12 protein-coding genes are annotated in these 12,771 nt (G+C 30.9%); 3 read left to right on the top strand and 9 right to left on the bottom strand.

Features of this window, described 5'->3' with window-relative positions; all coding sequences use genetic code 11:
* Positions 1-239 precede the first annotated feature (239 nt).
* Entirely contained in the window at positions 240-1,454 is a 1,215-nt protein-coding gene (arcA, locus tag XO10_RS08315) for an arginine deiminase (protein ID WP_041638584.1), read from the top strand.
* A 28-nt stretch (positions 1,455-1,482) separates the two neighbouring features.
* A complete protein-coding gene (locus tag XO10_RS08310; RefSeq protein ID WP_075780698.1) occupies positions 1,483-2,892 on the top strand; it encodes a basic amino acid/polyamine antiporter in 1,410 nt (469 codons plus the stop codon).
* Positions 2,893-2,936: 44 nt separating this feature from the next.
* On the opposite strand, the gene XO10_RS08305 is transcribed toward XO10_RS08310, so the two are convergent.
* From XO10_RS08305 to rplU, 9 genes are all read right to left on the bottom strand, one after another.
* Positions 2,937-4,913 (bottom strand): ATP-dependent helicase, encoded by a 1,977-nt coding sequence (locus XO10_RS08305; RefSeq protein ID WP_175418480.1) that lies wholly within the window; start codon positions 4,911-4,913, stop codon positions 2,937-2,939.
* Between the two features lie 12 nt (positions 4,914-4,925).
* Entirely contained in the window at positions 4,926-6,185 is a 1,260-nt protein-coding gene (gene rpoD / locus XO10_RS08300) for an RNA polymerase sigma factor RpoD (RefSeq protein ID WP_014297132.1), read from the bottom strand.
* Positions 6,185-7,909 carry a DNA primase gene (dnaG, locus tag XO10_RS08295; RefSeq protein WP_175421388.1) on the bottom strand — a complete coding sequence of 575 codons (1,725 nt, stop codon included), beginning with the start codon at positions 7,907-7,909 and terminating at the stop codon, positions 6,185-6,187. Before dnaG ends, rpoD begins: the two co-directional genes overlap by 1 nt.
* A gap of 88 nt (positions 7,910-7,997) precedes the next feature.
* Entirely contained in the window at positions 7,998-8,405 is a 408-nt protein-coding gene (gene rpsI / locus XO10_RS08290; RefSeq protein ID WP_175421387.1) for a 30S ribosomal protein S9, read from the bottom strand.
* A 14-nt stretch (positions 8,406-8,419) separates the two neighbouring features.
* Positions 8,420-8,866, bottom strand: coding sequence for a 50S ribosomal protein L13 (rplM, locus tag XO10_RS08285; RefSeq protein ID WP_014297129.1), 447 nt, complete (start codon positions 8,864-8,866; stop codon positions 8,420-8,422).
* A gap of 17 nt (positions 8,867-8,883) precedes the next feature.
* A complete protein-coding gene (locus XO10_RS08280; RefSeq protein WP_041638581.1) occupies positions 8,884-9,414 on the bottom strand; it encodes an ECF transporter S component in 531 nt (176 codons plus the stop codon).
* A gap of 12 nt (positions 9,415-9,426) precedes the next feature.
* Complete coding sequence (gene rpmA, locus XO10_RS08275) at positions 9,427-9,702, bottom strand: 50S ribosomal protein L27 (protein ID WP_014297127.1); 276 nt, start codon at positions 9,700-9,702, stop codon at positions 9,427-9,429.
* Positions 9,699-9,995: a ribosomal-processing cysteine protease Prp gene (locus tag XO10_RS08270; RefSeq protein ID WP_014297126.1), complete on the bottom strand. Its 297-nt coding sequence runs from the start codon at positions 9,993-9,995 to the stop codon at positions 9,699-9,701. The genes rpmA and XO10_RS08270 overlap by 4 nt, the downstream gene beginning before the upstream one ends.
* 8 nt (positions 9,996-10,003) lie before the next feature.
* Positions 10,004-10,315 carry a 50S ribosomal protein L21 gene (gene rplU, locus XO10_RS08265; protein ID WP_014297125.1) on the bottom strand — a complete coding sequence of 104 codons (312 nt, stop codon included), beginning with the start codon at positions 10,313-10,315 and terminating at the stop codon, positions 10,004-10,006.
* Between the two features lie 302 nt (positions 10,316-10,617).
* Between rplU and XO10_RS08260 the strand changes: the two genes are divergently transcribed.
* Complete coding sequence (locus tag XO10_RS08260) at positions 10,618-12,489, top strand: DUF1858 domain-containing protein (protein WP_175421386.1); 1,872 nt, start codon at positions 10,618-10,620, stop codon at positions 12,487-12,489.
* Positions 12,490-12,771: the final 282 nt, after the last annotated feature.

Here is a 12,771-nt window from a genome sequence, read left to right as displayed (position 1 = left end):
ATTAAATAACACATATTAGAAGAGAATGTAAATAATAATATGTGAAATTTTTTTCACGTTAAAAAGGAGCATACTCACGCATACTTACGCATACTCACGCATACTCCTGCATACTGATAAAATTTTATAATAACCATGAAAAATTTTTCTTAGCAATAAAATTTGGCTAAAATTGGAATTTTTAAAAAATACTTTAAAAATGTATAATATTACTGGATAATAAAATATCTACGGGAGGTATGATCATGGGAATAAATGTATATTCAGAAGTTAAAAGATTGAGGCGTGTGTTATTACACAGACCAGGTTTAGAACTTGAAAATATGGAACCTGATTTACTTGAAGAATTATTATTTGAAGATATTCCATTTTTAAAGAAAGCTCAGCAGGAACACGATTATTTCGCTGATGTATTAAGAACAAATGGTGTTCATGTAGAATATGTAACTGATTTATTGGCTACATCTTTAAGCGAAGATTCTATAAAAGAGCAATTTGTAAAAGAATATCTTGAATTAAGCGAGGTTAAAAATGAATATATAAAGGAAGCTCTTGAAGAATATCTTTTAAGCTTTGAAACAAAGGAAATGATAAATAAAATTGTTGGTGGAGTTAGAATTAATGAATTTAAATTAAAGAAAGAGAATTTTTCAACAAAGGTAAGGCTTAACAAACAGTTTTATTTATTGCCATTACCAAACCTTTATTTCCAGAGAGATCCTGTTGCTTTTGTTGGTAAAGGTATTGTTATAAACAGGATGAGAACAAAAGCAAGAAGAAGAGAATCATTATTTATGAAATATGTTGTAAAATATAATAACGACTTCAAAAATACTCCTATTTACTACGATATGACATTGCCTTTTGCTATTGAAGGCGGAGATGTATTGGTTCTTACCGAAAAAGTTCTTGCTATAGGTATTTCACAAAGAACAGATCCCGAAGCTGTAGAAATCCTTGCCAAGAAACTATTCTTTGAAACAGATGAATCATTTGAAACTATTCTTGCTATTAATATCCCAAAGAAAAGAGCATACATGCATCTTGATACTATCTTTACAATGGTTGATACAGATAAATTCCTCGCTCATTCGCAATTAGAATCCAGTTTATTGGTATATGTAATTAAAAAAGGAAAAGACGGTGATCTTGAAGTTATTGAAGAGAACAAATCACTTGAAGAAATATTACAAAAATACCTTGAAAATGGTCAGGTAAAAATATTAAAATGTGGTGGAGAAGATGAAATTGCAGCAAAAAGAGAGCAATGGAATGACGGTTCAAATGTTTTAGCCGTAAAACCTGGTGTTGTTATCGCATATGATAGAAATTATGTTACAAACACTCTTTTAAGAGATAATGGCATTAGCGTTATTGAAATACCTTCAAGTGAATTATCAAGAGGTCGTGGAGGACCACGATGTATGTCAATGCCTATGAATAGGGGGGATTAATTTATCCTATAAATATTGGAGGTGAAGTATGAGCAACAACAAAGTTTTAGGGTTATTTGCACTTACCATGCTGGTTATTGGTTCAATGATTGGCGCCGGGATTTTCAACTCACCAGCTGATCTTGGTAGCGTTGCAAACCCTGGAGCAATTTTAATTGGTTGGCTAATTACAGGATTCGGTGTTTTTTCTCTGGCAATGGTATTTCAGTTTTTATCCTATAAACGTCCCGAATTAGAAGGTGGTATTTACTCTTATGCCAGAGAACAATTTGGAGAATTTGTAGGGTTTAATTCTGCGTGGGGATATTGGTGGAGTGCGTTGCTCGGGAATATTGCTTTCTTTGCTGTAATAATGAAAATTCTAAGTGGATATTTCCCAATTTTAGAACAAAATAAAATTATCGCACTTGTTTTTTCAAGTATTATTCTATGGGTTTATCACTTTTTAATTGTTAGCGGAATTAGAACAGCTGGTACCACAAATGCTATTTTAACTGTTTTAAAATTAATTCCTCTATTTCTTGTTGCTATAGTTTCAATTTTTGCGTTTAATCCTGATCTCGTAAAAGATATATTCTTTTCAACCAAAATTGCTGCAACTGGAGAAACAGCATCTATTTTCAAGCAGGTAAATGATAGTTTTGGAACTATGTTATGGGCATTTATTGGTATAGAAGGCGCAGTTGTTCTTTCAAATAAGGCGAAATCACAAAAAGACGTCGGAAAAGCTACTATAATTGGCTTTATTATTACACTTATTGTTTATATTTCAGTTTCTGTTTTTACAATGGGTGTTGTACCACCGGGCGAATTGGTTAATTCAACTTCACCTCTTGGTACTGTTTTAAGTAAAGTTATGGGTAAACCTGGACAATATATTCTCGACTTTGGATTTTTATTCTCTGTTTTTGGTGCTTTGCTAAGCTGGTTATTACTTACTGCAGAGATACCGTATATTGCCGCAGTTAAAGATAATGTATTCCCTAAAAAATTTGCTCAGCAAAATGAAAATGCCACACCTGTATTTTCATTGACAATTACAAATATCATCACTCAGATTTTCTTATTATCTTTATTATCAGATACTTTACAAAATGTTTATAATACTATATTCTATATTGCTACAACAACAATATTATTACCATATTTCTTCTCCGCTGTATTTGGAGTTAAAGTAGCAAAAGAAGAAAATAGCGGATTGTATAAATTCTTTGCGTGGGTTGCTGTAATTTATACAGCATGGGTAATTTATGCAGTTGGATGGATATATATAATAACTGCATTGGTAATTTATTCATTTGGTATATTTGCATATCCTATAGCCAAAAAGGAAAGAGGCGAAGGTTTAACAGGTGGGCAAAAACTTACATATGGAGTAATGTGGGTTATTTCTATAGTTGTTATATTCCTCGTGGCAACAGGAAAATTATCTGTATAATAATAAATAAAATGCGAGAGATTTCTTTCTCTCGCATTTTTTATTTAATCTGAATATCCAATTTTCCAGTGTTCCACAAGTTCTTTTGGAATTTTATCTGTAAAATCTGGTAATTTCTGCCTCATGTAAAATGAATTGCCGTAATACGGCTTTGTCGTTCCAGTAAGCTGTTTTACTATATACAACTCATCTTTTGCTCGAGTTACAGCAACATAAAACAATCTTTCCTCTTCATCTATCTTTTTTTCTTTTAATGCCATTCCGTTTGGGAAATCTCCAGGGTTTACAGAAATTATTATTACAACCTTCCATTCCAATCCCTTTGCACCATGAACTGTAGTTAATGTAATTCTTTCATTTTTTCTATCTTTCTCGGCACTTTGTATTTCTATATTTTCACTTAATGCCAATTCTTCAAGAAAGGATTCTACTGACTTATATCTTGAAGCAATTTCCCCTAATCTTTCTATATCCTGTTTTCTTGAATATGCATCTTTAAAATTTAATTCCAGATATTCCCTATAAAACTCATTATATATATAGTCTATTAAATCCTGTGGATTTTCATCGCTATTTTCAAACAAATATAATATTATTTCTTTGGCTTTTGGATACTTTCTAAATTTAATCTGTTCAAATGCTCCATATGGTGTTGGATATTCCATAAGGTTTGCATAAAATTCGTTAACGATTTTTGTAAGTGTTTTTTGACCTATACCTGGAAACAGCTTTAATACACGTGTCCATGAAATATTATCATATGGATTTGCTAATATCTTTAAAAAAGCCATTATATCTTTTATATGTCTTGTTTCTATAAATCTCTTACCAGATAATAATTTATATGAAATCTTTTTTACGTCCAATTTTTGTTGTAGTACCATTGATAAACTATGGGAACGGTATAATATAGCTATTTCTTCTGGAGAAACACCTTCATCAAATTTATTTTCTATAAGTTGCACTATAAAATCTGCCTGTTCTAATTCATCATATGTTTTCACTATTACTGGTTTCATATGATAGGAACTTCTATATGGTTTTAATTTTTTTGGAATAGAGTGTGTTGGAATAAGATAATTTTCTAATTCAACTATTTCAGGAACACTTCTATAATTTGTTTGAATTTTAAATAATTTTACATCTTCATGTGACTGAAACTCTTCAACATTTTCAAATCTTGAACCCCTAAATGAATATATACTTTGCGAATCATCACCAACAACTATAAGATTTTTATGCACACTGGATAAAAATTCAACTATTCTCAATTGAACAAGACTGGTATCCTGAAATTCATCTACCAATACCCATTGATATTTTGAAGCTATATAATTTCTTATATCCTCATTTGTTTCTAAAAGATGCAATGTATTTATTAGCATATCATCATAATCCATTGCATTTATTTTTTTCTTCATTTCAAGATAATTCATATATATTCTTTCTATATCCTCTTGATAATCAATTAAATATGCAGCCATATCCAATATTGCTTCACGAATGGATTTTAACGTATTTGTGGCATATCCTATAATCTTTAAAATAACCCCTTCACCTGGAATTTGTTTGGCTTCTTCCTTTGTTAATGTTTCCTTATATTCATTTTTTGCTATTCTCATTAAATCCTTCGCATCTTCTGAATCGAGAATAGTAAAGTTATTTTCATATCCAATAACCTTTGCATATCTCCTTAAAATCATATTACACACATGGTGAAAGGTACCTGCAGTTAGTGAAGATGTATCTACATTGGTTACATTTCTTACCCTTTCTACCATTTCACGAGCAGCAGCTCTTGTAAAAGTAACCAATAAAATATTTTCCGGTTTTATGCCTTGAGAAAGCAAATATGCGATTTTATATGTAATGACCCGGGTCTTTCCTGAACCCGGGCCTGCAATTATTAATGATCTTCCTGTGGAGTTTATAACGGCATCAAGCTGTTCACTATCTAACTCTTCTTTGAAGAATTCTGGTATAGAATATTCACGTTTTATATTAAACACTTTTTCGTCCATATGAATCCTCCATTATAACTCTTTTCCAAGCATAGAACTTAATTCTTTTAATTGAGCGCTTCTGCTTGGATGTCTTAACTTTCTCAATGCCTTAACTTCAATCTGTCTTATTCTTTCTCTTGTTACATTAAAATACTGTCCAACCTCTTCAAGAGTCTTTACCTTACCATCAAGAAGGCCATATCTCATTTTCAATACCATTGCCTCTCTTGGCTGCAATGTATCAAGAATTTTTTCAAGTTCTTCTCTCAATAACATTTTCATAGCAACTTCTGCTGGTTTATCCAATGTATCATCTGCTATAAAATCACCTATTGTTGAATCATCTTCATCTGATGCTCCAAGCGGTGAGTCAGCAGATATTGTTTCCCTTGCTGTTAAAAGGATTTCATTTACCTTTTCAACTGGTTTTCCTGTTAATTCTGCAAGTTTTTCTGGTGAAGGATATTCACCATGTTCCTGCAAATATTCCCTGATAATTTTATTGAATTTGTTTATTGTTTCAACCATATGCACTGGGATTCTTATAGTTCTTGCCTGATCAGCAATAGCTCTTGTTATAGCCTGTCTAATCCACCATGTTGCATATGTACTGAATTTAAATCCCTTCTTATAATCAAACTTATTTACCGCTTTTATTAATCCTATATTTCCTTCCTGAATCAAATCCAGAAAGGATAATCCTCTTCCTATATATTTTTTTGCAATAGATATAACAAGCCTTAAATTAGCTTTTATCAATTCATCTCTTGCTTTTTTATTACCTTCTTGAGCTTTTTTTGCCAATCGTTTTTCCCTTTGAGGTGTTAACAACTTAATCTTCCCTATTTCTTTTAGATAAACCTTTATAGGATCTTTTAATGACATATTGTCAAAAATCTGAGTTTCTCCATCCCCTAAATAATCCATTAAATCAATTGCAGCAGCTCCTTCAGCTGCCATTACTTCTTCTATTTCATTTAAACTTTCATCATCAAGCTGGGTACCATCATCTATCATTATTCCTTCATTTTCAAGTGCTTCATATATCTTTTCTATTAATTCTGTATCCAGTTCAGCAGGAAGTGATTTATCAATATCCTCATACGTTAATACCATATTGTTCTTCTTAGCTTTTTTAACAAGATCCTTTACCATTTTTTCAAAGGTTTTTGGCTTTTTGTCTGAGGATTTTCTCTTTCGGGCTTTTACATATTCCTGCCCTTCGCTAACTTCGCCAATCTCCAGATTTCCTATTTCCTCAATGGTCTTCATCAAATCCTTATCTGCCACTAAAAACCACCTCCTCGCTTTTTGAGCGTAGCGAGTAAATCAAAGATTCTTTTCATTATTTCTTTTTTTTCTCTGTCATCTGTGGTATTCTTTAGTTTTTGTCTTAGCGCTTTAACCTCTCGCTCTTTACGCAACCTCTCCACTGTCTCTATTAGACTTGAAAAAACTTTATCTGGTTCTATATCATAATCAAAATTCCATGAAATTTTGATTAAATCTATTAACTCTTCACTTCCATTTTCAAGTATATAAGAAAGATCTTCTCCGTTTTCGGCAAAAGAAAAAAATTCCTTTCCAAGCCCTTCAAAATCTTCTGCTTTCAAATGCGTTAATAACATATCTCTATATTTTTTATGTTTTATCCATAACCATATTAACTGTTTATCAAGTTCATTATAATTTTTTTCGCTTTTTTCTTCAGCTTCAACAGATATATATGGAATAACCTTTTTATTGAACTTTTTATATTTTAAGATATTTTCTATTGCTTTTTTTATTGTATTTTCAGGTTTCAAAAGTATTATAGCTATTCTTTTTATAAACGCATCTGTTACTGCAACATGTTTTGATCGTTGAAATTTTATATACCATTCTGCCATTTTTTCAAGATATTGTTCCACACCAAATTCATCTTCAAGGTTGTATTTATCCTTAAAATATTCAGGTATGAAATCATAAAATTTTTTCGACTGTTCCAATGTATTTAAAATTCCATTTTCACCATGTTTTTGAATTAATTCATCAGGATCTTTTTCAGTATATTGCGCAATAGCAACCTGAAATCCATAGGATATGAGATAATCCAATGAACGTAATGTCGCGTTTCTCCCTGCTTCGTCCATATCAAACATGGTAATTATTTTATCTGTATATTTTATTAATTTTCTTGCATGCAATTGAGTAAAAGATGAACCTAAAACAGCAACGGTATTCTCAAATCCATTTATATGCATTTGAATTGCATCAAAATATCCTTCAACAAGAATAGAATATTTTTCTCTTTTTATTATATTTTTGGATTTATCAAATAAAAACAACAAATTAGATTTTTGAAAATACTTATTTTCAGGACTGTTTAAATATTTTGGTTTTTCATTGTTTATACTTCTTCCTGCAAAGGCTACAATGCGACCGTAATCATCTTTTATAGGAATTATTATTCTATTTGAAAAAACTTCGCTACCGTCTTTTCTGATAATTCCAAGAGATGCTCCTATATCCCTTGAAATATCCATTTTATCTAATATCAAAGATTTAATACTTCCATTTGAAAAACCAAGTTCAAACTTTATAGCATTATCTCTATTTATTCCTCTTTTATTTAAATATTTCCAGGCTACATGGTTATCTGGAAGGTTTAACAGGATTTCATGATATCTTTTATGATAATCTTCGAAAATTTGCAATTCAAGAGGCAATTCTCTTTTTTTCAAATATTTAGATACATCTATACCTGCCATAACAGCTGCCTTTTTTACAGCCTCTATAAAGGTAAGATGTTCATATTTTTGAATAAATGTTATGGGATCTCCATGCACCCCGCAACCAAAGCAATGAAAGGTATTTGTAGCTGGAAAAACAAAAAAGGATGGAGTATCTTCAGGGTGGAATGGACATAAAGCAGTATAATTCTTTCCAGTCTTTTTTAAGGAAAGATAACTTCCAACCATATCCTTTATATCCAATCTTGAATTTATTTCATCAATAACTTCTCTTGGTATCAAAATACCATCTCCAGATAATCAAAAGTATGGGAACGGTAAAAACCGTTCCCTTATTAAATACAAAATTCTTCTCAAGCAGCGAACAAAATCATCTCTTTGAGAATTGTGGTGCTCTTCTTGCTTTCTTGAGACCGTATTTCTTTCTTTCTACTTCTCTTGGGTCTCTTGTTAATAATCCGTGTTTTCTTAAAACTGGTCTTAAATTTTCATCAAATTGAAGTAATGCTCTTGCAATACCCAATCTTATAGCACCAGCCTGTCCATTCATTCCGCCACCATTAACTGTAATAACAATATCGAATTTACCTTCATTTTCTGTTACTGTTAATGGTTCAAGTGCGTGTTTTGACCATACAGGATTATTGTTAAAGTATTCTGTTAAGTTTGCGTATTCTTTTTTGTTTACTATTATTTTTCCTTCACCAGGTCTTAAGTGAACTCTTGCAACTGAAGCCTTTCTTCTACCTGTTCCGTAATAATCTATAAATTCAGCCATTTATTAATCCCTCCTTATAATTCCAACTTTTCTGGTTTTTGTGCTTCATGAGGGTGATTAGAACCAGCATAAACCTTTAACTTTTTGTACATATGTCTTCCTAATTTTGTTTTTGGAAGCATACCCTTAACTGCTTTTTCGATTAATCTTTCAGGGTATTTTTCAAGAATTTCTTTTGCTGTTTGTTCTTTTAATCCTCCTGGATATCCAGAATGTCTGTAGTATTTTTTCTGTGTTAATTTTTTACCTGTTAAAACCACCTTTTCAGCATTTATAACAATTACATAATCACCTGTATCAACATGAGGTGTATATGTAGGTTTGTGTTTTCCCTGTAAAATTCTAGCAATCTGTGCAGCTAATCTACCTAAAGATTTACCTTCTGCATCTACAACATACCATTTTCTTTCAACTTCTTCATTTTTAGCTAAATAACTCTTTTGAGTCATAATTGAAGCCATTTTACTGTCCTCCTTTCTTAGGAAAAGAAATTTTTTATTCTATTATATAACAAGTCTCCTAAAATGCCATTGGCAATAAACTTTATCATATTAAAAGCGATTATTGTAATTATCAATGTCCAGGTACTTAATCCAAAATACTTTGCTGCATCACTAAAAGACATCTTAAAATAGATTGGGATTATTACCATATTCATTAAAACCATCGCTATTCCAACCATTATAGAACTAATTATATATTTAATATATTTGTTCATATTTAATTTTAAAAAGGCTAAAACCGAAATAAAGGTTAAAATAGCTACAAAATCCATCGAAACTCCTATAATATCTCCGGACTTCACAAAATAAAACACTATATCTTTGGTTAATAATGAGAATACAGCTGTTCTCCAATCAAAAAGCAATAATGATGCAATTATCAAAAGAGCACTTGGATCGTATTTCAAAAAACTTGCAAAAGGGAATATAGGAATTTCTATAAACATCAACAATACAGATAACGCTCCCAATATCCCTGCCGTGGATAACATTTTTACACGGCTCATTCTCTCACCAGCTTACTTTTCTGGATAAACGCTGATGTATTTTCTGTTATTCTTCATTTCAAACTTTACATAACCTTCTATTTTAGCAAAAATTGTATAATCTTTTCCCATTCCCACGTTATTTCCAGGATGGAAATGTGTTCCTCTTTGTCTTACAATGATGTTTCCTGGAATTACTTTCTGTCCATCACTTTTTTTAACTCCGAGGTACTTTGGTTTACTGTCTCTTCCATTTTTTGCAGTACCTCCACTCTTCTTTGAAGAAAAGAGTTGAAGATCTATTCTCATTTGCTATTCACCTCCACTTTCAAGTTATCAGGATAACTTTCTTCAATGCTAATCAGTGCATAATAAAGATAATTAGCGAGTTTATCTATCATTTCATCTTTTGACCAATTGATTTTTAAATATCCGTCTTTCTTTATGTATTTACCGACTTTTTCACTTTTCACTATCTCTGCAATAAATTGCGTTAATACGCTTACAGCACTACATACAATATCTTTTCCATATTCATCAAAGTTTGCATGTCCTTTGATTTCAATTTCCCTTTTTTTTAGATTAAAACTTACTTTAATCATTTTTGGTATTAAGCTTCAATCTTTTTAATTTTTAAAGCTGTGTAGTGTTGGCGATGTCCTTTCTTTCTTCTGTAGTTTTTTCTACCCTGGAACTTTACAACTAATACTTTTTTGTCTTTTCCATGTTTTACAACCTCAGCAACAACCTTTGCGTTTTCTACATAAGGTTTTCCTATCTTTGCTGAGTCTCCCTTTACAAATAAAACTTTGTCAAGAACAACTTCTGCTCCTGGTTCGTATCCAACGAGCTTTTCTGTGTAAAGTTCCATTCCTTCTTCTACCTTGTACTGTTTTCCGCCAACTTCAATAATAGCGTACATAAAGTCACCTCCTCTTGGAATAATAATAGTGGGCTAAGGTACCATTCTGGCTTTAAGACCTTAGACCCGTTCCGAAATATTTTATCATATTTCTCACCCTAATTAATTAAAGTTATGTTAATTTTTAAATAAAGAATGAAAATATTATTCCAGTTTTGTTGTTCGACTTTTAGAAATAAATTCTTAACATAAATTTCAATTCCCTGAGTATTTCTTCACACAAATATATATACAAATGGTATATAATATAATTAGATAAAAATTATCGGAATTAATTTAAAAATATATAAGAGGTGATCTTTATGGAAAAATATAAGGTAATAAAAGAAAAATGTATTGCGTGTAAGGCCTGTGTTAGAACAGCACCTGAAAATTTCAGAATCGAAGATGGAAAGGCTGTTGTTTTTAAACAACCTGAAAATGATGAAGAGTTAATCAAATCCAGGAAAGCTATGGAAATCTGTCCTACTGGAGCTATATTATATGAAAAGCCTGAACCAATTACAGGAAATTCAAACGTAAAAGAAACAATAGAAAAATATCCACAATTAAAAGAAATACTTGTAAAAATTTCGCCAAAATTCAAAACCATGCAAAATCCTGTAATGTGGAATACTGTTGCAAAATTTGCAACATTTAAAAATGCTGCTAAAATGACAGGCGTTTCATTGTGTGAAATATTACATACTGTAAATAAGGAATTAGGTCTTGAAAAAGAATTATACAAGCTTTTTCCTGAATGTATTAGGGAATCAGAAGAAGAGTTTAATAGCTCTGAAATTACCTGGAAAGAACCGGAAGAAATTATAAAAATACCTGAAAGTAATATTGAAAATCTTGGTGTTGTAATTGAGCAATTAAAAGACTTAAAATCCGGTGAATCCGTTGTTTTTGAAGGTAATATTGATTTAGAACCCGTTATAAAAATAATCGAAGATATGGAATACCTATATAACATAAAAAAATACAATACATTTAAAGTTAGGGTTTCTGTGTATAATCCTTCAAAAGAAAGCACAAATATTGAAGATTATGAGGTTCTTGACGTTAGAATGATGCAGCAGGATCCATTTGATATAATTATCAAGAAAGCTTATTCGTTAAATCCAGGAGAAGGATTTGTTCTTGTTCAAACCTTTGTTCCAACGCCATTAATTAACATGCTTGATGGAATGGGATTTGATGCGGAAATAGACCAGGTAAATCCATATGAAGTAAAGGTTTATTTCAAGCGAAGAATCGAAGATGAAGAAGAAAATGTTGAAGATAATGGAAAACCAACAGTAACCATTCAATCCGCAACACCTGTAGGATATCCAATAATAATGAGATTATTACAGTCAAAACGATTAAAAAAGGTTGTGAACATTAAAGAGTTAAAAATCTGGGAAGAAACAGAAAAACATCTTGGCTGGATTGTAAATGGCAAAGCTGATATTAGTTTTTCTGCTTTAATTACTGCTGCAAAATTAAGAGATGTTGATGTAAAAATGCCTGTTGTATTTGTATGGGATAATTTTTCTATTATAACCCGAGGCTATAAGGCTGAAAGCCTTGAAGATTTAAAGGGCAAAACCATACATCTACCTCTTTTTGAAGATGCACCACCAGCAAAAATAACAAAATACTTAATTCAGGCAAAAGGGTTAAATATAGAAGATTTCAACTTCTCATACGGTAATCCTTTTGGAAGACCAAAGGAAATTATGATGGATTTCCTTTCAGGGAAAGTTGATACTGTATTATTAAGAGAACCAGAAGCCGGTTTTGTTATGCAGGCACTTGAAGAAAGTAATATAGAATATTCTGAACTTGATTACGGAAAGATCTGGAATGAAATTAATGATGGTTTTGGTTTGTTACCAAATGCTGGAATGGTATTAAAAGGCGATTTAGTTAGAAGCTATCCTGAAATTACAAAGGTATTATTGGAAGAATTGGAAGCTGCTATAAACTGGGTAAATGAAAATAGAAAAGAAGCTGCAAAACTTTCATTTGACATGATGAGAGCACCTATAAAGAATGTAGAAAAATTCCTTGAAAGGGTAACCTTTAAATATGTTTCTGGCAAAGAATTGGAAGAAAAAGTATATAATTTCTACGATATCCTCATAAAAAACGATATTATAAACGCTACACTCGATGAAGAATTAATGGAGATATTTAGAATTTAATTTTATAAAAACAGAGCCGTTTCTTTGACAGGGACTATCCAAAATACTGTGTAAATTAATTATAGTTGGTTATAAGAGATTATTTATATTTAGGAATAAATATGATGTTTATTCTTAATAATTCAAGAAAATTCAATACTTTGTGAAATCAAAATATTAGAGTTATAATTTTTAATGAGATATTAAAAATTGTTTGAATAATTTTTTTAATAATCTTTTTGTTTTTTAAGAAGCTAATTTTTGAGTTTTCACTCCTTTTGCACAATTTAGTGCAATCTTTTA

Origin of the sequence: Marinitoga sp. 1135 (assembly GCF_013363245.1) — a bacterium.
GTDB classification, from domain to species: Bacteria; Thermotogota; Thermotogae; order Petrotogales; family Petrotogaceae; genus Marinitoga; species Marinitoga piezophila.
This window is presented reverse-complemented; position numbering and strand designations above follow the sequence as displayed.

Excerpts from the sequence above, each read along its gene's own strand:
- arcA (WP_041638584.1), top strand. The coding sequence starts at position 240 with ATGATCATGGGAATAAATGTATATTCAGAAGTTAAAAGATTGAGGCGT.
- XO10_RS08310 (WP_075780698.1), top strand. The coding sequence starts at position 1,483 with ATGAGCAACAACAAAGTTTTAGGGTTATTTGCACTTACCATGCTGGTT.
- XO10_RS08305 (WP_175418480.1), bottom strand. The coding sequence starts at position 4,913 with ATGGACGAAAAAGTGTTTAATATAAAACGTGAATATTCTATACCAGAA.
- rpsI (WP_175421387.1), bottom strand. The coding sequence starts at position 8,405 with ATGGCTGAATTTATAGATTATTACGGAACAGGTAGAAGAAAGGCTTCA.
- rplM (WP_014297129.1), bottom strand. The coding sequence starts at position 8,866 with ATGGCTTCAATTATGACTCAAAAGAGTTATTTAGCTAAAAATGAAGAA.
- XO10_RS08280 (WP_041638581.1), bottom strand. The coding sequence starts at position 9,414 with ATGAGCCGTGTAAAAATGTTATCCACGGCAGGGATATTGGGAGCGTTA.
- rpmA (WP_014297127.1), bottom strand. The coding sequence starts at position 9,702 with ATGAGAATAGATCTTCAACTCTTTTCTTCAAAGAAGAGTGGAGGTACT.
- XO10_RS08270 (WP_014297126.1), bottom strand. The coding sequence starts at position 9,995 with ATGATTAAAGTAAGTTTTAATCTAAAAAAAAGGGAAATTGAAATCAAA.
- rplU (WP_014297125.1), bottom strand. The coding sequence starts at position 10,315 with ATGTACGCTATTATTGAAGTTGGCGGAAAACAGTACAAGGTAGAAGAA.
- XO10_RS08260 (WP_175421386.1), top strand. The coding sequence starts at position 10,618 with ATGGAAAAATATAAGGTAATAAAAGAAAAATGTATTGCGTGTAAGGCC.